The sequence below is a fragment of the Acinetobacter sp. 1207_04 genome, assembly GCF_052850415.1.
In genome coordinates, this window is record NZ_VXCQ01000011.1 from 97,082 (window position 1) to 118,129 (window position 21,048).

19 protein-coding genes are annotated in these 21,048 nt (G+C 38.4%); 10 read left to right on the forward strand and 9 right to left on the reverse strand.

What is annotated here, in order from left to right:
- Window positions 1-5 precede the first annotated feature (5 nt).
- The 7 genes from FW754_RS11420 to FW754_RS11450 all read left to right on the forward strand — a co-directional run bounded on the left by FW754_RS11420 (window position 6) and on the right by FW754_RS11450 (window position 4,349).
- Window positions 6-650, forward strand: a complete 645-nt coding sequence (locus FW754_RS11420; RefSeq protein WP_409510424.1) for a histidine phosphatase family protein — start codon at window positions 6-8, stop codon at window positions 648-650.
- Window positions 647-1,387 carry an adenosylcobinamide-GDP ribazoletransferase gene (locus FW754_RS11425; protein WP_446324702.1) on the forward strand — a complete coding sequence of 247 codons (741 nt, stop codon included), beginning with the start codon at window positions 647-649 and terminating at the stop codon, window positions 1,385-1,387. The genes FW754_RS11420 and FW754_RS11425 overlap by 4 nt, the downstream gene beginning before the upstream one ends.
- Before the next feature lie 108 nt (window positions 1,388-1,495).
- A complete protein-coding gene (locus FW754_RS11430; RefSeq protein ID WP_446324703.1) occupies window positions 1,496-1,783 on the forward strand; it encodes a hypothetical protein in 288 nt (95 codons plus the stop codon).
- Between the two features lie 3 nt (window positions 1,784-1,786).
- The gene (locus FW754_RS11435) at window positions 1,787-2,530 is read left to right on the forward strand and encodes a zeta toxin (protein WP_446324704.1); all 744 of its coding nucleotides are present in this window, start codon (window positions 1,787-1,789) and stop codon (window positions 2,528-2,530) included.
- 126 nt (window positions 2,531-2,656) lie between these two features.
- Window positions 2,657-3,076, forward strand: coding sequence for a YeeE/YedE family protein (locus tag FW754_RS11440; RefSeq protein ID WP_446324705.1), 420 nt, complete (start codon window positions 2,657-2,659; stop codon window positions 3,074-3,076).
- Window positions 3,073-3,486, forward strand: coding sequence for a DUF6691 family protein (locus FW754_RS11445; RefSeq protein WP_446324706.1), 414 nt, complete (start codon window positions 3,073-3,075; stop codon window positions 3,484-3,486). The genes FW754_RS11440 and FW754_RS11445 overlap by 4 nt, the downstream gene beginning before the upstream one ends.
- Window positions 3,483-4,349, forward strand: a complete 867-nt coding sequence (locus FW754_RS11450; protein ID WP_446324707.1) for an MBL fold metallo-hydrolase — start codon at window positions 3,483-3,485, stop codon at window positions 4,347-4,349. Before FW754_RS11445 ends, FW754_RS11450 begins: the two co-directional genes overlap by 4 nt.
- Window positions 4,350-4,512: 163 nt before the next feature.
- Here FW754_RS11450 and dsbG read toward each other — a convergent pair whose 3' ends face one another.
- The 8 genes from dsbG to FW754_RS11490 all read right to left on the reverse strand — a co-directional run bounded on the left by dsbG (window position 4,513) and on the right by FW754_RS11490 (window position 14,947).
- Window positions 4,513-5,262 (reverse strand): thiol:disulfide interchange protein DsbG, encoded by a 750-nt coding sequence (gene dsbG / locus FW754_RS11455; protein ID WP_419346895.1) that lies wholly within the window; start codon window positions 5,260-5,262, stop codon window positions 4,513-4,515.
- A gap of 10 nt (window positions 5,263-5,272) precedes the next feature.
- The gene (locus FW754_RS11460) at window positions 5,273-6,118 is read right to left on the reverse strand and encodes a prolipoprotein diacylglyceryl transferase family protein (protein ID WP_446324708.1); all 846 of its coding nucleotides are present in this window, start codon (window positions 6,116-6,118) and stop codon (window positions 5,273-5,275) included.
- Window positions 6,115-8,112: a protein-disulfide reductase DsbD gene (dsbD, locus tag FW754_RS11465; protein WP_446324709.1), complete on the reverse strand. Its 1,998-nt coding sequence runs from the start codon at window positions 8,110-8,112 to the stop codon at window positions 6,115-6,117. Before dsbD ends, FW754_RS11460 begins: the two co-directional genes overlap by 4 nt.
- Window positions 8,113-8,340: 228 nt before the next feature.
- Window positions 8,341-9,258, reverse strand: coding sequence for a hydroxymethylglutaryl-CoA lyase (locus FW754_RS11470; RefSeq protein ID WP_446324710.1), 918 nt, complete (start codon window positions 9,256-9,258; stop codon window positions 8,341-8,343).
- On the reverse strand, window positions 9,255-11,267 hold the full coding sequence (locus FW754_RS11475) for an ATP-binding protein (RefSeq protein ID WP_446324711.1): 2,013 nt from the start codon (window positions 11,265-11,267) through the stop codon (window positions 9,255-9,257). The genes FW754_RS11470 and FW754_RS11475 overlap by 4 nt, the downstream gene beginning before the upstream one ends.
- Window positions 11,268-11,277: 10 nt before the next feature.
- A complete protein-coding gene (locus tag FW754_RS11480) occupies window positions 11,278-12,081 on the reverse strand; it encodes an enoyl-CoA hydratase/isomerase family protein (protein WP_446324725.1) in 804 nt (267 codons plus the stop codon).
- A gap of 25 nt (window positions 12,082-12,106) precedes the next feature.
- The gene (locus FW754_RS11485) at window positions 12,107-13,708 is read right to left on the reverse strand and encodes a carboxyl transferase domain-containing protein (protein ID WP_409510413.1); all 1,602 of its coding nucleotides are present in this window, start codon (window positions 13,706-13,708) and stop codon (window positions 12,107-12,109) included.
- Between the two features lie 66 nt (window positions 13,709-13,774).
- Window positions 13,775-14,947, reverse strand: coding sequence for an isovaleryl-CoA dehydrogenase (locus FW754_RS11490; RefSeq protein WP_446324712.1), 1,173 nt, complete (start codon window positions 14,945-14,947; stop codon window positions 13,775-13,777).
- Window positions 14,948-15,092: 145 nt separating this feature from the next.
- Here FW754_RS11490 and FW754_RS11495 point away from each other — a divergent pair, with 145 nt between their 5' ends.
- The 3 genes from FW754_RS11495 to FW754_RS11505 all read left to right on the forward strand — a co-directional run bounded on the left by FW754_RS11495 (window position 15,093) and on the right by FW754_RS11505 (window position 18,544).
- Entirely contained in the window at window positions 15,093-15,719 is a 627-nt protein-coding gene (locus FW754_RS11495; RefSeq protein ID WP_409510411.1) for a TetR/AcrR family transcriptional regulator, read from the forward strand.
- 152 nt (window positions 15,720-15,871) lie between these two features.
- Window positions 15,872-17,575 carry an AMP-binding protein gene (locus FW754_RS11500; RefSeq protein ID WP_446324713.1) on the forward strand — a complete coding sequence of 568 codons (1,704 nt, stop codon included), beginning with the start codon at window positions 15,872-15,874 and terminating at the stop codon, window positions 17,573-17,575.
- Window positions 17,576-17,839: 264 nt separating this feature from the next.
- Entirely contained in the window at window positions 17,840-18,544 is a 705-nt protein-coding gene (locus FW754_RS11505; RefSeq protein ID WP_446324714.1) for a class I SAM-dependent methyltransferase, read from the forward strand.
- 217 nt (window positions 18,545-18,761) lie between these two features.
- On the opposite strand, the gene plsB is transcribed toward FW754_RS11505, so the two are convergent.
- Window positions 18,762-20,951, reverse strand: coding sequence for a glycerol-3-phosphate 1-O-acyltransferase PlsB (gene plsB / locus FW754_RS11510; protein WP_446324715.1), 2,190 nt, complete (start codon window positions 20,949-20,951; stop codon window positions 18,762-18,764).
- Between the last annotated feature and the right edge of the window lie 97 nt (window positions 20,952-21,048).

Consider the following 21,048-nt stretch of genomic DNA (forward strand, 5'->3'; position numbering starts at 1 on the left):
ACAGCATGAAACTTCGAATTGATCTGCTCAGACATGGCGAAACAACCTTAAGTCATACTTTACGAGGTTCAACAGATGATGCGTTAACGGCATTGGGATGGCAACAAATGCAACAGACCATCGATCAAGCGGTGCAACGTGCAGGCTCTATGCCTTGGCGACTATTATTTTCATCACCTTTACAACGCTGTGCAAAATTCACAGAGGCTCTAGTTGAACAGTTTGATTTATCGATGACACTCAATGCAGATTTGCAAGAAATGCATTTTGGTGATTGGGAAGGTACATCAACAGCACAAATCTATGCAGATGAACCTGAGCTCTTGGCAAATTTTTGGCAATATCCAACACAGTACAATGCACCCAATGGAGAGACATTAGCGCACTTTCAAGCACGTATTTTAAGTGGTTTAGCACAAATTTATCAGCAAATGAAAGTTCAACAGGCTGAACATGCATTAATTGTGACGCATGGTGGTGTAATTAAGTTGTTGAAATGTTTAGCGCTACAACAACCGTTAGATGACTTATTAAAAATGACCGCAGAACTTGGACAACTTAGTTGTTTTGAAGTTGATGTAGAGACTTTACAATTACAATTAATTGAAGCGGAACTTGTGCAAATGGCTAGTGAGGAGCAACTTCAATGATGCCATTTTGGATTGCAATGCAATTTTTAACGGTGTTCCCGATTCAGTTGAAGCAGATGCCATCGAAACAACAAAATGGTCAGTCTTTATTGTTTTATCCTGTAATTGGTTTAGGCATTGGACTTGTACTTTATACAATTGCACTTGGGTTGTCTGCTTTGCCATCTATGCTACTCAGTAGTTTAATTCTGGTGATTTGGATTTGGCTGACAGGTGGCTTACACCTTGATGGTTTAGCCGATACTGCGGATGCTTGGGTTGGTGGTTTTGCTGATAAAGAACGCACATTGAAAATCATGAAAGATCCCGCTTGTGGTCCTATTGGTGTGCTGAGTTTAATTATTGTCTGTATTTTAAAATGGTCAGCAATTTATGTATTGCTTGAGAAGCAATATGTACAGGCATTGATTTTATTTCCAATGCTTGGACGCCTTGTTCCATTATTCTTATTTTTAACAACAGATTATGTGCGTGAGAAAGGACTTGGCTCTTCTATTGCCAATTATATACCAAAAATGATATCAATCATTGTTGCTTGTTTGAGTTTAAGCTTGTTTACTTATTTTTCATGGCTTGGTCTGGGCTGCATAATTATCAGTATTCTCATCCTGCTGTATTTAAGACAGCAATTTATTCGTAGAATTGATGGGATTACTGGAGATACGGTTGGAGCGAGTATTGAACTTGTCGAAATGGCTGCTATTCTAAGTTTTGTTGTATTGAGTTTTTATATTTGAGCCTATTGAAGATAGAAAACTCATCTTTTTGATTGAAAAATAGACATCATATTTAGATATGTTAGAATTATGCTATTAATCAAAGTTGCTTTAGACAATGGAGTCAATATGACGACATTTACCACATACCCAAGCCATGCAAAACAACAGGATTTGGATAAAGTGCTTAATCCAAATTGTCGTGCAGTGCCTGACGTTGCTGTTTTAGCATTTTCTGATGCATTTAATACAGCTATTCACTCAGGTGAGAAGGTTTGTTACGTTAAAGATGGAATGTTGATTGAACAACAAAATCAGCATACTCATGTTGTTAAAAATGTATCTGATGCTTATGTTGTACCACAATTAAAGCATAGTGTATTTAAACGTAAGAAAAAACATGAGGTTGGCGTCTAGTTCATGCACCAACCCCGTATACGTATGTTTGCAGGTCCAAACGGTTCTGGAAAAAGTACAATTAAGGATTATTTGACAGTTCAGCAAATTGGTGCGTATTTAAATGCGGATGAATTAGAAAAAGTTTTATTTCGTACACATATTTTAGATTTAAAAGAATATCATCCTGATTTATGTGCTGTTGCACTTGTCGATTTTTTATATCAAAAAAGTAAGAAAAAAGACCATCAAGTTGTTCCATTATTAGAACGTAACCCCACAATCAAAGGGCAGAGTATTATCTTTCAAAGGCAAGAAGTTGATTCTTATCTTGCAGCAAGAATCATTGATTTCATTCGTCATGAATTTTTAAGGCTAAAAATAAGTTTTACTTTTGAAACGGTGATGTCTCATATCAGCAAAGTTGAGTTTTTGCATGATGCGAAACGCCATGGATTCAAAACTTATTTATATTATGTTGCGACAGTAGATCCTGAGATTAATATCGGGCGGGTACATTATCGTGTGAAAATGGGTGGTCACCCCGTACCTGAACAGAAAATTAGAGAGCGATATTACCGCAGTTTAGATTTATTAATGCAAGCTGTTGATCATACAGACCGTGCATATATTTTTGATAATTCAAGTCATGGTGAAAAAGCATCATTTCTTGCAGAAATTGAACATGCAGAAGTCTTGAAACTTAATCCAATCGTGGAACGCTTTCCGAAATGGTTTGTAGATCGGGTTCTGACAGAATTTACTTGATTTGATATTTCTGAATGTTTCCTCAACATAACATGTGTTTAGGTGAAATATTCAGGTTTTAAATGAGCTTTATTTAATATCTAAAATAATATATTATAAAAACATATATTGTGTCGAGTGTAGAACATGCACGATTTTTTAATCGCATTTTTTGGTGGATTGCTCTTAGGTGTGGCTGTAATTGGCTATCTTTTTGTGAATGGTCGTATCACAGGTATTAGTGGCATGGTGGCTCAGATTTTAAGCTTTAAATCGTTAAGCCAAAACCCTGCAACTTGGTTTATTTTAGGGCTGATTGTGACACCATTTATCTATGGACTATTTATACAGCCTGACATCATTATGAGCTCTAATCCGTGGTTACTGATCATTGCAGGGCTATTGGTCGGTTTTGGTACTCGTTTAGGTTCAGGTTGTACAAGTGGGCATGGGATTTGTGGTATGAGTCGTTTATCGGTACGCTCAATTGTTGCAACGTGTACGTTCATGCTTGCAGGCTTTATCACAGTATATGTGATGCGCCATGTGTTAGGAGCAATGTCATGAAAAATGTATTTGCTTTTATTTTCGGTTCGATTTTTTCTGTAGGATTAATGCTTTCAGGTATGTCGAATCCTGAAAAAGTCTTGAGCTTTTTAGATTTATTTGGTCATTGGGATCCAAGTCTTGCTTTTGTAATGATGGGTGCTATTGTCGTGGCTTTTATTCCATTTCAAAAAGCCATCAAAAAACCTGTAACATTGTTTAATGAGCCAATGGATTTACCTGTCAGTACTCAAATCGACCGTCGTCTAGTTATAGGTGCATTTATTTTTGGAATGGGATGGGGTATTGCAGGGATCTGTCCTGCACCTGCATTCACCTTAATCGGTTTAGGTCATTACGACGGATTGTATTTTATTATATCGATGTTTATGGGTATGCTTATTTACCGTAAAGGGCAGAGTCAATCATGAATCCACAGGTTAAGTCATTTTTTGATGAAAATACCCATACTTTTAGTTATGTCGTGGCTGATCCAATCAGCCACCATTGTGCGATTATTGATAGTGTATTGGATTATGATGCAGCTTCAGCAACGACCAAGACGCACCACGCGGAAGCCATAATTGCATATATTCAACAACAGCAACTGAATGTGCAATGGATTCTAGAAACGCATGTACACGCAGACCATCTCACAGCATCGCAATATTTAAAACAACAACTTGGTGGAACAATTGCTATTAGTGACAAAATTAAAGGTGTTCAACAAACATTTGCTGATATTTATCAACTTGATTTGAAGTTGATCAATGCCCATCAGGCTTTTGATCATTTTTTTCAAGATGGTGAACATTTTAATATTGGTGAAATGGATGCCTATAATATTGCCACGCCGGGTCATACACCTGCATGTTTGAGCTATGTGATCGGTGATGCTGTATTTGTCGGGGATACCTTATTTATGCCTGATTATGGCACTGCACGCTGTGATTTCCCAAAAGGGAGTGCTTCGCAATTATTTGATTCAGTTCAGAAGTTATATGAACTGCCGAATGAAACACGGGTTTTTTTGTGTCACGACTATTTACCTGAAAGCCGCAAGCAGTATATTGAGCAGACCGATATTCAAACGCAAAAATCGGAAAATATTCACATTCGTCAGGGAGTAAATAAAGCTAATTTTGTCAGCATGCGTGAGGAACGTGATGGGACATTATCAATGCCTAAATTGATTTTACCTGCCATTCAAATCAATATGAATGCAGGGCGATTTCCTGAAGCTGAAAGTAATGGGATTCGCTATTTAAAATTGCCATTGAATTATTTTAAATAATTGCTTTTAAATCGTTCTATTGGTCTTGAAGAAGCGACAAAAAGAGATAAGTAGTACTGCTAAATAATTAAGACGTTATTATTTAAAATCCCTTCATTCCAGCCTTCTCCCTTGTTGGGAGAAGGGGCTTTTACGCTTAGTTTGAATGTTGAAAAAACCAAGCTTACTCAAGGAGTTTATTGATATCTTTAGGGAGTCCTTGCATGCTTTCAATTTCACCTTTATTGTTTTTCCATACCAAAGCGGGTGTTGCATAGAATCCGTATTTATCAAGTAAGGCAGTATTGGCATCCAATTGATCAGACAAATTTTTCGGAATATTGGTCATTTCTTTAATTTTATTTTTGCCATTCGATTGGTTAAATAGCTTAAATGTTTCAACAGGATTGGCACTTTGCAATAAAGTCGCCGCTTGTCCTTTACTGCTCGGACGAATGACACCGACCATGATATGACGTAATTGAACTTTACCTGACTCGACCAATGGGCGAGCTTTTTGCCACATAGTATGACAATACGGACAGTTGGCATCATTAAATACATAAACAATTTTTTCTGCATTGTCTTGACCGTCTTGAATCCATGTCGATTTTTCTAAAGACTTCCAAATTTCATCAAGAACTGCACCTTTGACATGGGTGTTGATGGCTTCTTCACTCAAATTTTTACCTGTAGAATTGTAAAGATCGCCGACTACATAATATTTTTGATCTTTAGAAATAAACACAGTCGATGGATATTCATCTTTATAACCCGTCCAACCAATCAAGCCCTCAGGTGCATCTATTTGTTTAACAAAGGTATAACCTTCTTTGGTGAGGCGTTCTTTAATAGGGTTGGCATCAACAGCAAAGCTCATTTGTGCCGCAGAAAATGCCATTGCACTTAGGCAAAGCATTTTGATTTTGGTCATCAACATAGCGTCATTCTTCCTTTATATTCACTCGGATTTGTTTAATCTTTTGATTCAGCGATGCGTGCGTGAGCTCACCCATATGTGAGGCAATCAGTTTGCCTTGAGCATCAAAAAATAAGGTTGAGGGCAAACCAAACATTCCCGTTTTTTCGGCAGTTTGACCTTGAGGATCAAGTAAGACATTACTTAAGCCTTGGGCATGATTTTGTAAATATTTTTCTATTGTAGTTGCATCTTCACCTTGATTAATCAAGACAAATTCAACATCAGGATGATTTTTCTGAGCCTCTAATAGCACTGGCATTTCACGTCGACACGGCGGACACCATGTTGCCCATAAATTAATCACGGTCGGCTTTCCAGTAAATTGACTCAGTGCAATCGGCTGCTGATTCAACGTTTGTAGATTGAAATCAGGGTATTGTTGATATTTCATTTGGACTTGATCTAAAAGTGCAAACCCACCGAGATTGAGCATGCTGAAACTGAGCAGTAAAATGGCGAGAAATTTTTTGGATAAGGGTTTATTTTTCCAAATGATCCATGCAAAAGCTACAACTATGCCAGTATAGAGATGAAAGCCTTTGTCTTGGATTTTAATTATTTCCATTGGATGAGCAAGATAGCTGTCGAGATGAAATAAGATAAAACTAACTCTTGCTGACAAAAGTGCAATTAAAACAGCATTCCAAATGCTATCTTTAAACTCTTGCCATTGTGCAGTTGTGATTTTAAATTTTGGGAATAAAAATTTCCCTAGCAGTAAACTGAGCACTAATGCGATGATGGGGATAGCAAGTCCCCAAGGAAACATGATCGGTCCTAAATGGATTTCCTGTACAGTCAACATCATTTTTTTTGTGCCGACTGTAACTGTTTGATTAATTGTGTTGCACTGAATGTCCCTGTCAAACGTAAAGCACGTTGCTCAGTACCATTGGCTTGTAAAATAAGCAACGTTGGAGGTCCTAAGATTTCCCATTCTTTTAAAATCAAGTCTTGTGACTCGTTGTAGTTGGTCAAATCGAGTTTGATGAGGGTGAAATCCTTGAGTGCAAATTGTACATCAGTACGAGGAAAGACTTCTTTTTCAATAGGTTGACATGCCACACACCAATCGGCATAAGTGTCAATAATGATCGGTCGGTTAAGTTCAGAAGCATGCACAAGTGCTTGTTTTAACTCGGCTTGAGTGGTGACTTTTGTCCATTCTAAGTGCATTGCATCACTATGTTGAACTTGGTATGCCTGAATACTTTCTCGGATATTCCATCCTGAAGCAAGTAAACAGATCGCAACGATAGCTAAAAGTAAAAATTTATGAGTTGCTTGAATGACTTGACGTAAATTGACGATTAAATAACTACAAAGTGCTAAGCAGAGCACAGCCAATAGCGCAAAATATGCAGTAGATGGCAACATTGGACGAATGAAATAGACCGCGAGCATCAGCATCAAAAAGCCGAAAGCAACTTTGACTCTATCCATCCACATACCTGGTTTAGGCAACCAACGAGAACCAAAAACACTTGCAACAAACAGCGGTAAGCCAATACCTAACCCTAAAATAAATAAGTACAGCCCGCCGAGGAAAGCATTGTGTGATTGAGAAACAAACAGGAGTGCACCTGCAAGTGGGGCACTCATACATGGGCCGACAATGAGTGCAGATAATGCACCCATAATTCCTGCGCCAATAATCGTGCCGCCTTGTTGTTTATCTTGTAGTTTGCCAAGTTTATTCATTAAACCTTGCGGTAAATTGATTTGATATAAACCAAATAAATTCAATGCCAGAGCGACAAACATAATAGCGAAAATTGAAATGATAATTGGGCTTTGGAAAATGCGTTGGAAACTATAACCAATTTCAGCAACCACAATACCCATGATGCTGTATACCAATGCCATGCTAATCACAAAACTCAGGGCAATGGCAATGGTTTTATAACCTGTTGCTCGTTGTACTAAAATACCCGATAGAATTGGAATGAGAGGCAGTGAACAAGGTAAAAATGCCAATAAAATACCGAGTAAGAAAAAGACTAATAAATTTAAAAATAAAGAATCTTGCGATAAAAGCTTTAAAAACGATTGATCGTCATTCAATTGTAATGACGTTGTAGGCTCATTGTGAGTGAATTTTGGATTCAACTCAGTTGTAATGACAGTGCTTGCAGCATTGACTGTAGAACTTTGTATTGCATCGTTAATGCCTGAATTGACTGCTGTTTCATCAACTTGAGTCGTTATATTGACTTCTGATGCTACTGAGTCTTGTACAGGTATTTCAGATTTTAATAGCTTCTTTTGATCAGGCTTTTTTTCCGTTACTGTGACAGCATCATCTTGCGCTGTTGTAGGTGCCGTGATGAGTTTTTTATCAGTCGATTGATTTAGGCTCAGTAACCCACCACGTTGTGAAGTAGCCTGTTGTGGAAATAACCCATCTGCATCACTTTTAATAGTCTTATGTTGTAAAGGATAGCAAAGTCCATCTTCTGAACACCCTTGCCAAGACACTTTATAGTTCGCATTAGGCTTGACTGCAATTTGAGTGAGCACTTGATTGTAGTGAACATTGGTCACGCCAAAAGTGGGATCATCTTTTTCATGCCCTGCAGGCAATTTTAGTTTTATGGGAGTATTATTGACAGTTACTTTGAATTGATCGTGGTACAGATAATAGTGTGGTGCAATGCTCCATTTTAGCTGTGCACTTTGACCGTCGATTGATTCTGCTGAAAATTGAAAAGCCTGATCAGGTGGTAAAAAGCTTTCATTGGCAAATACAGACGTATTCAAACTCAGAATAGAAAATAGACACAGATTTAAAAATACACGCAAAGCATTATTCCCAACAGTTTCACTTTTAATATTATGATCAATGCAACTCGAGATTAGAACCATATAAACAGTTTTGTTTGTAATATTATGTAGATAGATAAAAAATGTATTGATAGATATGGACTTAAATCTATTCAGAGTACCGTAACACGCTGAATAGATACGCTTATCTTAAAATATAGGTGAGGGGGAAGGATTAACTCCTAAATGATCAATCCTTTGTCATATTTAAGCGCAGTGTTGTTGCCAATACGCATTGGCATAATTTGATGGATTATGTCGCTCTAAAATTTGCCCAACATTGTGGCTCGCTTGCATTAATGCAGATAGATCAATACCTGTTTTATAACCCATTTTCGATAGTAAATAATATAAGTCTTCCGTTGATATATTCCCTGATGCACCTTTGGCATAAGGGCAACCGCCAAGACCTGCAATGGAAGAATCAAAAATACGAATGCCTTGTTGTAAAGACTGATAAATATTGGCAATCGCCATACCATAAGTATTGTGGAAATGTCCTGCAAATACAGAAACATCCATTTCAGCAAAGCAAGCATCCCAAACCGCTTTTACACGGTCAGGTGTTGCTGTTCCAATGGTTTCACCTAGGGAAATTTCATAACAACCTAAATCGAGCAAGCGTTTGGATACAATAGCAACTTCTTTAGGGGCAATTGCACCCTCATAAGGGCAATCGACCATACACGATACATAACCACGTACTTTTACGCCGTGTGCTTTGGCTGCGCTCATTAGATCTGCAAATTTTTCAAAGCTTTCATCAATACTGCAATTGATATTTTTTTGCGTAAAGCTTTCAGACGCTGCGGTAAAAACAGCAACTTCCTTGCAACCTACGGCGAGTGCAGACTCAAAACCTTTCAAATTTGGTGTTAATAAACTAAAACTCACATCAGTATCTTTTGAGAGTTGGGCAAATAGTTCATCACTATGCGCCATTTGCGGTACCCATTTTGCTGAGACACATGAGCCGACTTCAATATTTTTAAGACCTGTTTTGACTAAATCTAAAATCAGATTTTTGCGATCATTAAGCGTGAGTGGTGTTTTTTCATTTTGCAGACCATCTCGTGGGCCAACTTCAACAATTTTGACAAACTCATTTGTTCTCAGATCACTCATGCCACTTCCTCCGTAAGCGCTTGAAACTCGACAAGCTCATCGCCCGCTTTGACTTGGTCACCGACTTGGAAGTAACTACTGATGACCATACCATCTTGTGGTGCACGAATGGCATATTCCATTTTCATTGCTTCAAGTGTTAGTAAAACGTCATTCTTTTTCACTTGAGCGTTGGCATTGACCAAAACTTGAGTAATTACACCTGGCATTGGTGCAATTAAATTGGCATCGTTACTTTCTTGATCATCCGCATTAAAATTTTGTTGTGGATAAGCAAATTTAAAACTTTGACCCTTTTGGAAGATCGTCAAAGCTGTAGCACTAGGGCTGAATGCAATTTTATTTTGTTTTCCATCAATATTGATGTATAAGGTATTTTTGTCTAAAAGCTGTCCTGAAACAGAAAATTGTTGTCCATTTAAATGGGCAGTAAAACTAGCTTGATGAGGACTCACGCTGACTCTTGGACTAAAACTGGTCGTATGTAACTGTTCATTGCGTTGAAGTTTAACGGGATAGCTTGTATTGACATTTAAACGCCATAAAGACTGCGTTTGCCATACTGGATTATTCGCCATTTGGTTTTTTGAAAAGCGGGTTAATAGCTCGATGAATGTTGCCGAAATAATCAGTTCGGGTGTTGTTTCAATTTTGGGTTTGAGTAAAATGGCTTCTTCACGCTGAATGAGATTGGTATCTAACTGCGCATTTTTAAAGGAATCGCATAAAATAATACGGTCTAAAAAGGCAATATTATTGCCTAAACCATCTACGTGGAATTGACCGAGTGCATGATGCATTTGCACCAATGCTGCTTCACGGTTTTCGCCCCAAACAATCAGTTTTGCAATCATTGGGTCATAGTAAGTGGTGATTTCATCACCCTCAATAATGCCACTATCGACACGGACATATTGATTTTGCTCAGGATAATGTAAATAGTTGATTTGACCAATTGCGGGTAAAAAGCCTTTTTCAGGTTCTTCAGCATAAACACGAGCCTCAATAGCATGACCGTGAATTTTTAATTCGTGTTGTTGTTTTGGTAAAGTTTCACCATATGCGACACGAAGTTGCCATTCGACTAAATCTTGCCCAGTGATCATTTCCGTCACAGGATGTTCAACTTGTAGTCGAGTATTCATTTCCATGAAATATGCGGTACCGTCCTGTTCTACAATGAATTCGACGGTGCCTGCACCGACATAATCAACTGCTCGCGCCGCATCAATCGCAGCCTGACGCATTGCCTCAAGTTTTACTTCTAACATTAGTGGTGCAGGGGCTTCTTCTAACACTTTTTGATGGCGACGTTGTACCGAGCAATCACGTTCAAATAAATGCACATAGTTACCATGTGTATCGCCAAAAACTTGCACTTCAATATGACGCGGCTGTATTACGTAGCGTTCAACCAAAACATCATCATTACCAAAGCTCGAATTTGCTTCACTTTTACATGATGCCAAAAGGCTCAAGAAGTCATCAGTATGTTCAACCAAACGCATACCTTTACCACCACCACCTGCACTCGCTTTAATTAAAACAGGGTAGCCTATACAATCGGCCTGTTGTTTTAAAAATACAGGGTCTTGATTTGTACCATGATAGCCTGGAGTTAATGGTACACCTGCTTTTTCCATTAGTGCTTTAGAAGTGGCTTTCAAACCCATTGCTAAAATAGCCGCAACAGGTGGACCAATAAATGTAATGTTATTGTCTAAACAGCTTTGAGCAAATTGATCATTTTCAGATAAAAAACCATAACCAGGATGAATTGCTTGAGCACCTGTGGACAGTGCAGCCTGAATAATACGATCTGCTTGTAAATAACTTTGCGTTGCAGGTGATTCACCAATATAAATGGCTTCATCGGCAAGCTTGACATGCTGTGATTGTGCATCAGCATCTGAATATACCGCCACTGTCGCAATACCAAGTTTTTTTGCAGTACGAATTACACGACATGCAATTTCACCACGGTTAGCAATTAAAATCTTTTCAAACATATTCTTGTCCTTATTCTTGTGTTGCTAATGTCTTAATCCATGACGGGCTGTGTTTATTTAAAAATGCGTTTAGGCCATCTTTGGCTTCTGAGCCTTGACGAACATGAGCAATATGCTGAGCCGTTTGTTGTAACAAATCTTCATTCTGTTCTTGCCGCTCGACCATTTGAATCAGTTGTTTTGACGATGCCTGAGCCTGTGGCCCACCCAGTAAAAGTGCTTGTGTAATTTCATTAACTTTTACATCAAGTTGATCTGCCGTAACCACCTCATGTGCAAGTCCAATATTTAAGGCTTGTTGCGCTGAAATACGTTCTGCGGTCAAAAAGTAACGTGAAGCTTGATGTGTGCCAATCGCACGAATGACATAAGGACTAATAGTAGAGGGGGCTAAGCCAAGTCGCACTTCCGAAGTGGCAAATTTAGCTTCCTCACTTGCCACACAAATATCACATGCTGAAGCTAAACCCATGCCACCACCAAAGGCAATACCGTGTACACGGGCAATGGTGGGTTGTTTCAGTGTTGCAAGGGCTTGTAACATTTTTGCAAGCTTTAAAGCATCTGCTTGGTTGTCTGACGCTGATGCTTCACTTTGCGCTTTCATCCAATTGAGGTCTGCACCTGCAGAGAAACTTTTGCCTCGTCCTGCCAAAATTACTACACGAATATCATCACGCACATTGAGTGCATCAAAAGTTGCATGCAGTTCTGCAATGACTTGAGTATTGAACGCATTATGTAATTCGGCACGATTAATCCACACGGTTGCAATCTGATCATGTTGTTCAATTTCAATAAATTGATGGTTCATGGTTTGATAACTCATTGTTTGCCCCTTACATACGGAATACGCCAAATTTGGTTTCTTTGATGGGTGCATTCATGGCAGCCGAAAGACTTAAGCCAAGAACTTGACGAGATTGAGCTGGGTCAATGACACCGTCATCCCAAAGTCGAGCAGAGGCATAATAAGGATGACCTTGTTTTTCAAATTGATCACGGAAAGGTTGTTTAAATTGATCTTCTTGTTCCGTAGACCACTGTTCACCTTTTGCCTCAATTTGATCACGTTTTAATGTAGACAATACACTTGCCGCTTGTTCACCACCCATGACTGAAATTCTTGAATTCGGCCAAGTCCATAAAAAACGTGGTGAATATGCACGACCACACATACCATAGTTACCTGCGCCAAAAGAACCGCCAATCACTAAGGTCAATTTGGGTACATTCGCTGTGGCAACTGCCATGACCAGTTTGGCGCCATTTTTAGCAATGCCTTCATTTTCGTACTGACGACCGACCATAAAGCCAGTGATATTCTGTAGAAAAAGCAGGGGAATATTTCGCTGTGCACACAGTTCAATAAAATGTGCGCCTTTTTGTGATGATTCTGAAAATAAAATACCGTTATTGGCAATAATACCGACAGGCATACCATACAGTTTGGCAAAACCTGTAATAAGGGTTGTGCCGAAACGAGCTTTAAATTCATCAAAGCGTGAACCATCGACAATACGGGCAATGACTTCACGAATATCAAAGGGTTTACGTGAGTCGCTTGGCACAACGCCATACAATTCTTGTGCATCGAACAACGGTTCTTCAATATTATGATTCGCTTGATGCGGTGTCTTATTTAAATTGGCAACAATATTACGGGCAATGGCAATTGCATGTTCATCATTTTCAGCCAAATGATCGGCTACACCTGAAAGGCGAGTATGGACATCACCACCACCCAAATCTTCGGCTGTGACAACTTCACCTGTGGCCGCTTTAACAAGGGGTGGCCCACCTAAGAAAATAGTCCCTTGATTACGAACAATAATGGTTTCATCTGACATAGCAGGGACATAAGCGCCGCCTGCGGTACAGCTACCCATGACTACTGCAATTTGAGCAATGCCCATGCTAGACATACGCGCTTGATTGTAAAAAATACGCCCAAAATGGTCACGGTCAGGAAAGACCTCATCTTGCATTGGTAAATAAGCACCGCCTGAATCGACCATATAAATACACGGTAAATGGTTTTGTTCAGCAATTTCTTGTGCACGTAAATGTTTTTTCACAGTCAAAGGGTAGTATGTTCCACCTTTGACCGTTGCATCATTCGCTACGATCATACAAGTAATGCCATTGATCTGACCAATCCCCGCAACAACACCGGCAGCAGGAACGTCATCTGTATAGACGTTATAAGCCGCTAATTGTCCAATTTCTAAAAAGGCCGTTCCTGCATCGACCAATTGATCAATTCGATCACGTGCTAAGAGCTTGCCACGTGAGAGGTGTTTTTGACGGGCACTTTCACCACCACCAAGGGCAATATGTTGTGCTTTTTGTTTTAAATCATCGACCAATTGTTGCATCGCTATTTGATTAATTTTGAAGTCTTCACTTCGAATATTGATTTTACTGTGTAGTTGGTTCATACAAAACATCCCTGTCATTCTGCGTTTTGATGTGCTTTGTCACTATTTTTTACATTAATTTTAGATTTATCGAGTTTCATTAAACAGTTCACGACCAATCAACATACGACGAATCTCTGAAGTTCCTGCGCCAATTTCATATAATTTAGCATCACGCCAAAAACGCCCTGTGTCATATTCATTGATATAGCCATTACCACCTAGGGCTTGAATGGCTTCACCTGCCATCCATGTTGCTTTTTCTGCAGAATATAAAATGGCGCTCGCTGCATCTTTACGTAAACTGCGTACATGATTGCCTTTGTCACAGGCTGCACCTACGGCATAGACTAAGGCTTTACATGCCAACCAAGTCGAATACATATCTGCAACTTTGCCTTGCATCAGTTGGAATTCACCCAATGATTGTCCAAATTGTTTACGGTCATGAATGTAAGGAATGACGACATCTAAACAGGCATCCATAATGCCTAAAGGACCTGCACTTAAAACAGCACGTTCATAATCGAGTCCACTCATAAGGACTTTTGTACCATTACCTACACCACCTAATACGTTTTCCTTTGGTACTTTTACGTTATCAAAAAACAACGGGTAGGTATTTGAACCACGCATACCGAGTTTGTCGAGGTGAGAACCATGACTAAACCCAGCCATGTCTTTTTCAATTAAAAATGCAGTCATGCCTTGAGCACCTGCGGTTAAATCAGTTTTAGCGTAGACCACCAGAACATCTGCATCACCACCATTGGTAATCCACATTTTTGAGCCGTTGAGAATAAAATGATTGCCGTGATCATCGGCATGAAGTTTCATGCTGACCACATCTGAGCCTGCGTTCGGTTCAGACATTGCCAATGCTCCGACAAATTCACCTGAAATTAGTTTTGGTAAAAAACGTTGTTTTTGTTCTTCGTTACCGTTGCGGTTAATCTGATTGACACACAAATTTGAATGAGCACCATAAGACAAGCCAATGGCAGCAGATGCTCGTGAAATTTCTTGCATGACTATGATATGCGCCAAATAGCCCATATTGGTGCCGCCATACTGTTCGCTGACGGTCATGCCTAATAAACCCATATTGCCAAATTTTTGCCAAAGCTGTTTTGGAAAGAAATTGTCTTGTTCGACTTGGCGTGCAATTGGTAAAATTTCTTTACTACAAAAATTTGCAACTGAATCACGCAGTGCAATTAGTGTATCATCTAGTCCAAAATCAATACTTTGTAGATTCATTTATACTTCATCCTTGAGTTTATATTTGTTGTTTCATGCACGTTTTTTGTTGTGCTTGAAACTACCATACCGATATTTTTCAAAAAAGTGAATAGAAATTCAAAAATTGATTTACAATTCATTTTAATTGTTTGAGAATGCAAATATGAGTTATAAACGATCAACCTTGATGCAAGAGCGCATGCAACAAAATCGCCAAACGATTTTGTTATCGGCACGAGAGCTGATTGCTCAAGGTGGTTTTAAAGATGCACAAATCCAAGCCATTGCAGATCGAGCAGGTGTGTCGAGTGGTTTGGTTTATCGGTACTTTGACAGTAAAAGTCAGGTGTTAGTTGAAGTATTGTCTGCGGCAATTTTGCTTGAAGTGGAGATTTTAAATCACATTGCAGCAGGGTCGCTCAGTCCCGTACAGAAGCTACATAAGGCGGTTACGACTTTTGTAAAGCGTGCAATGAATAGCCCACAGCTTGCGTATTCGCTGATGTTTGAACCTGTAGATCCATCGATTGAACATGAGCGATTTCGTAGTAAGCAACTGATTAAACAAAGCATTAAAGAAATTTTAGCCGAAGGAAAGGTAAGTGGTGAGTTTGGTTTTGAAGATTTAAATACAGCGGCATTGTGTGTTGTTGGTGCTATGACGTTTGTTGTGATTGAACCTTTAAATCCCTCACGTAATGTAATGTTTGATGAGGCTTATAAAGATTATTTTGTGAAACAGATTGCTGATTTTTGTCTTAATGCGGTCAAAACTGAGGAGGGAAAATAATTAGTTAAATGAAGTAAAGACCGTTTTAGCAGTTTGGATGCGTTAAATATAAACGAGTGAAACAAAGTAATCGCGAAAAAATACGGAAAGTGAAACAACAATTATATTGAAGTGAACAATCAGAATTACAAAGAATCAAGGAGTATGATTCAATGTCGCAATTACGGTTAAGCTATGCCTATGGTGCAAGCAGTCAGCCTCTTGTTGGTATGACAATTGGCGCAAAATTTGATGAAGCCTGTCAGCAATATGCTGAACAAGATGCAGTGGTGAGTCTGCATCAAAATATACGACTGAATTATCGGGAGTTACAGGCACAAGTCAATGCCTTTGCTTGTAACTTATTAAAATTAGGTCTGAAAAAAGGAGACCGTTTAGCAATTTGGTCTCCTAATTGTGTGGAGTGGACGATCACCCAATTTGCTGCATTCAAAGCAGGCATTATTTTAGTCAATTTAAATCCAGCTTATAAAAGCAATGAACTTGAATACGTTTTAAATAAAGTATCGTGTAAAGCTCTAGTGATTGCATCAACCTTTAAAACCACCGATTATCAAGAAATTCTCTATAAAATTGACCCCGAACTTACTAAAAATAGCTCATCTAAAGTACTCAATTCAGTGCGTTTACCACATTTAAAATGTGTGATTAAAATTGATGAGCACGTTCAAAATGGCATGCATCGATTTAGTGATTTACTCACAACACCGACAGTACAACAATTGGCTGAATTACAAAGGATTTCTACAAGTTTACAGTTTGATGAAACCATTAATATCCAATTTACTTCAGGCACAACGGGTAGCCCCAAAGGCACAATGCTGACCCACAATAACATTTTAAATAATGGTTATTTTGTCGGTGAAGCAATGCACTTAACCTCGAAAGACCGAGTGTGCATTTCTGTGCCATTGTTTCATTGTTTTGGCATGGTTATGGGCAATTTAGCCTGTATTACACATGGTTCAGTGATGATTTATCCTGCGGCAGTTTTTAATCCTCTAGCGAGTTTAAAAGCGATTGAGCAGGAAAAATGTACAGCAGCCTATGGTGTTCCAACAATGTTTATTGCCATGCTTGAGCAAGAAGAATTTGATTCCTTTGATTTAAGCAGTTTACGTACAGGCATTATGGCGGGCAGCCCGTGTCCAAAAGAAATTATGCAACGTGTGATTGATCGTATGCATATGCATGAAATTACCATTTGCTATGGAATGACCGAAACAGCGCCTGTGAGTGCACAAAGTTCAACAGAAGACCCTGTCGATTGTCGTGTGGGTACAGTTGGGCGAGTACATCCACATTTAGAAATCAAAATTGTCGATGAAGAAGGTAAGGTTGTACCCCGTGGAAAGCTTGGTGAACTGTGTGTGCGCGGTTACTCGGTCATGCTCGGCTATTGGGAAGATGAGGATAAAACCCGTGAAGTGATTGATATTGCCAAATGGATGCATACGGGTGACATTGCTGAAATGGATGATGAGGGTTTTATTAAAATTAAAGGACGCATCAAAGATGTAGTGATTCGGGGTGGTGAAAATCTTTTCCCGAAAGAAATTGAAGATTTCCTCTATACTCATCCCGATGTATCAGACGTACAAGTGATTGGCTTGCCCGATGCACGTTATGGCGAGGAGTTGTGTGCGTGTATTATTTTACATGAACATTCGAGCGACCAACTTCAGGTAATTGAGGACAGTATTCGCCAATATTGTAAAGCGCATATTTCACATAATAAAGTGCCACGTTATGTACGCTTCTTTGCAGAATTTCCAATGACGGCTTCAGGTAAAGCGCAAAAGTTTAAACTACAACAATTGATGCGTGATGAATTAAATTTATCTGAAATTGCTTAGTCATGAATTAGCAATTAGGTATAGATAAATTTTAACTATAAGTTAGATAAATTTTAAATATAAGTTCTCTCTCCTTGCAGAGATTTACGCAGTAAATTTCTCAGAGAGAATTTATTTGAAAGCACTTCATTTTCTTGCGTAGCTTCGCTATTCATCCCAAAGGGATAAAGAAGATTTAAATTTAAAGAATCAAAAGCGTTTTGTTGTGATTTTTACAAGAAATGTATAGTTTTAAAGCTACTGTTCCACCATATGGATATCAAAATGGCAAAAGATTTTAATCAACCTTTCATTGTCGATGGTTATGATGAGCATATTCGTAAGTTGATACCTGGTTATGAGTTGGTACATTTACAAATTAGTGCCTTACTCAAGACATATTTACCTGAACAAGCAAATATTTTGGTGGTTGGTTGTGGTACAGGCTATGAGTTACGCTATTTGACGCAACAATTTCCAGAGTGGCATTTTACTGCAATTGATCCTGCAGAAAATATGCTTCATAAAGCCAAACAATTATTACAAGAATCAGGTGCCGCAGATCGAGTCAATTTTATTTTAGGAGATACGTCAGTATTGATTGAAATACAGTCGAATAGTCAATCTAATTGTCAGCCTGTGCAATTTGATGCAGCATTGTCTATTTTAGTTTCACATTTTATTGATAAACCGAACAAGATACATTTTTTTCAAGATATCTATCAAGTCTTAAAGCCACAAAGTTTTTCTTTAAGTTATGACCTTATGCAGTTTGAACAGAAAACAGATTTGACGACTTTGAAATATTTGTCACAAGCTACAGGGTTGTCAGATCAGCAAAGTCAGGTGATGATTGAACGTTTAGAGCAAGATTTTCATTTGGTTTCTGTGGCAGAAATGCATCAAATTTATGAAAAATCAGGCTTTACCAATATACGCACATTTACGCAAATGTTTACTTATTATGGTTTTATTGCCTTTAAAGCTTAGAAAATCGAATATATAAACTTAATGTTAGTCAGATAAAAGTTTTTTAAATTCTTCCCCCTTGCGGAACAAGTTCTTTAGCTTTAAGAAAGGAGGGAGTTTTCATTAATGAAAACTTAATGAAATTGATAGTTTCCCCCTCTTTTATAAAGAGGGGTTACAGAAGAAGTTTAGGATTTTAAGCCATTATTGGCTTAACTAATTAGCATTGAAGAATAAATCAACTCGATTTTTTCTCTGATTTTTCTTCAGTTTGTGCTTCAACATTTAATTCATACAAATGTGCCAATGCTGAAATGAAACGCATTTTATCATCAGCTACATTCACATGAAGTTGATCACCTTCAATGCTAATAACTTGTTCAGCAATGAAGACATCAATAATTTGTTGGAAGATGGGTTCAAGGTTTTCAATATTCCATTTTAAGAAATACTGCTTAGCAAAGTTAGGGTAAGCCAGTTTAAAATCTGCAAATAATTGTGCTTTAGACAGACTTTGATGCTGTTTAAGGGCATAAGCCACATAGGCCGGCAAAATAAAGGTATGTAAAATATTGTTGCTGAAATATTTAAGCAAGCCAACTTGACTGTCACTGACTTTGACCCAACGCTCATTATCATGTTCAATAAATTCAACTTGCTTCAATTTAATAGCGTATTGAATAATTTCATGGGCAGAGAGCGCCGTGATTTTCATTCGTTCATCATAATGAATTGTTTGTAGTAAATGGCGGTATTGTTCCAAACGCAATATGACATCACGCTCAGCAAGTTCATAAGTTGGCGCATTGAGTAAAACAATTGCAAGTAAATCAACAGGATTGATGACTACTGCTTTATTGATATTTTGCAAAATTTCATTGGCAACATCTGTGACAGTCGCTTTGACTGAGTCGGGTAAGTCTGCATGTAAATCTAAATGTGTCGGTGCCGCATGACGTTGTAGAGCAGGTTCAAGGAATACTGGTTCACCAAAATTGACATGCACCATGCCAAAGACTTTTTCAATTTTCTGCATCGATTTGAGTAAACCAAACAACGATTCAGACTGTTTTTTCTGCCCACCAAGCTCTTTAATATAAGATGAACCTTCAAGTAATTTTTCATAGCCAAAATAGGTTGGAATGAAGGCAATTGGTTTACTGTCGCCTCGTAAATAGCTTTGAATGGTCATTGCTAACATGCCTTTTTTTGGCTGTAACAATAAACCTGTGCGAGAACGGCCACCTTCAATAAAATACTCAAGTGGGGTATTTCGACTGAGTAAACTGTGCAAATATTCTTTAAATACCGCTGTATATAGCGCATTACCATTGAAACTACGACGAATAAAGTATGCACCTGCGCCACGCATGAGTTGACCTACCACAGGCATGTTTAGGTTAATCCCTGCAGCAATATGTGGTACCATCAAACCACGTTTATAAATCACATAAGACAATAACAAATAGTCGATATGACTGCGGTGACACGGCGTATACACAATCTCATAATCTTTTGCTAGTTCACGAACCATGTCGAAATGATGGACTTCGATACCATCATATAGCTGTGTCCATAATTTCGTAAGTGCAATTTCGGCAAAACGTAAAGTTGAGTATGAAAAATCAGAAACAATTTCATTAAGATAACTACGTGCCAATTTATCAGCTTCATTTAAACTAATTTTTTTATGAATGCTTTCTTGGCGGACAGCATCTCTAACCGCTTCAGTGGTCATTAAAGTATTGATCACATTACGGCGGTCAGAAAGGTCAGGTCCTAAAACAGCCTCTTTATACTGATTAAACTCTTGGTTTAATGTTATTGTTACATAATGTGCAGGTGAAAAGTTTGGACTACGTTCTTGAGCAACCCGAATCATCTCTTGCAATGATGTGGCTTGATGAAACTCGATATAATTTTCACGACCATAGAGGGCAATATTCAGCGCTTGTTTTATGCCCGTTGGCTTTGTCCAAGCATCAGCAAATAACGCTTTGTACCATGTGTCTTCAGTTTCAGGCGCACGTCCCCATAAAATAGAAACAGGCACCAACAAAATATCTTGTTCGGGATGACGTAACAAAAATTCAATCATCCGAATAAGTTTGTCAGGGTAATACGCTGAAACATTGCCTTTGTGATTGTCGTGTAAAGTTAAAAATGAATCATCCTCAGAGAGTTCATCGAGCTGTAATGGCATAAATGCAGATTGTAATTTTTGTTTTTCAGTTTCATTATCAATCAAGACTTTATTCGATACAGAGTCATCTTGAATGACATAGCACACGGGGAATGGTGTCGCTTCTTGGCTTGTCGATATTTGCTCAAGTGTTTGATGCTTCCCGAGCACTTGAGGGCTAACAATTTTATCTAACACTTTTTTTGTAAATTGACGATAAAATTTTTGATAAGCGTTATTCGCCATAATCTTCCCGATTTTTTTCCAATGTGACTATTATGCTTGAAAACAATGAGATGATGGCAATCGAATTTTGACCGTTCACGTTTGAATTTTGTCTAAT

Coding starts and splice junctions, on each gene's coding strand:
- FW754_RS11420 (WP_409510424.1), top strand. CDS start 6: ATGAAACTTCGAATTGATCTGCTCAGACATGGCGAAACAACCTTAAGT.
- FW754_RS11425 (WP_446324702.1), top strand. CDS start 647: ATGATGCCATTTTGGATTGCAATGCAATTTTTAACGGTGTTCCCGATT.
- FW754_RS11430 (WP_446324703.1), top strand. CDS start 1,496: ATGACGACATTTACCACATACCCAAGCCATGCAAAACAACAGGATTTG.
- FW754_RS11435 (WP_446324704.1), top strand. CDS start 1,787: ATGCACCAACCCCGTATACGTATGTTTGCAGGTCCAAACGGTTCTGGA.
- FW754_RS11440 (WP_446324705.1), top strand. CDS start 2,657: ATGCACGATTTTTTAATCGCATTTTTTGGTGGATTGCTCTTAGGTGTG.
- FW754_RS11445 (WP_446324706.1), top strand. CDS start 3,073: ATGAAAAATGTATTTGCTTTTATTTTCGGTTCGATTTTTTCTGTAGGA.
- FW754_RS11450 (WP_446324707.1), top strand. CDS start 3,483: ATGAATCCACAGGTTAAGTCATTTTTTGATGAAAATACCCATACTTTT.
- dsbG (WP_419346895.1), bottom strand. CDS start 5,262: ATGACCAAAATCAAAATGCTTTGCCTAAGTGCAATGGCATTTTCTGCG.
- FW754_RS11460 (WP_446324708.1), bottom strand. CDS start 6,118: ATGATGTTGACTGTACAGGAAATCCATTTAGGACCGATCATGTTTCCT.
- FW754_RS11470 (WP_446324710.1), bottom strand. CDS start 9,258: ATGAGTGATCTGAGAACAAATGAGTTTGTCAAAATTGTTGAAGTTGGC.
- FW754_RS11475 (WP_446324711.1), bottom strand. CDS start 11,267: ATGTTTGAAAAGATTTTAATTGCTAACCGTGGTGAAATTGCATGTCGT.
- FW754_RS11480 (WP_446324725.1), bottom strand. CDS start 12,081: ATGAACCATCAATTTATTGAAATTGAACAACATGATCAGATTGCAACC.
- FW754_RS11485 (WP_409510413.1), bottom strand. CDS start 13,708: ATGAACCAACTACACAGTAAAATCAATATTCGAAGTGAAGACTTCAAA.
- FW754_RS11490 (WP_446324712.1), bottom strand. CDS start 14,947: ATGAATCTACAAAGTATTGATTTTGGACTAGATGATACACTAATTGCA.
- FW754_RS11495 (WP_409510411.1), top strand. CDS start 15,093: ATGAGTTATAAACGATCAACCTTGATGCAAGAGCGCATGCAACAAAAT.
- FW754_RS11500 (WP_446324713.1), top strand. CDS start 15,872: ATGTCGCAATTACGGTTAAGCTATGCCTATGGTGCAAGCAGTCAGCCT.
- FW754_RS11505 (WP_446324714.1), top strand. CDS start 17,840: ATGGCAAAAGATTTTAATCAACCTTTCATTGTCGATGGTTATGATGAG.
- plsB (WP_446324715.1), bottom strand. CDS start 20,951: ATGGCGAATAACGCTTATCAAAAATTTTATCGTCAATTTACAAAAAAA.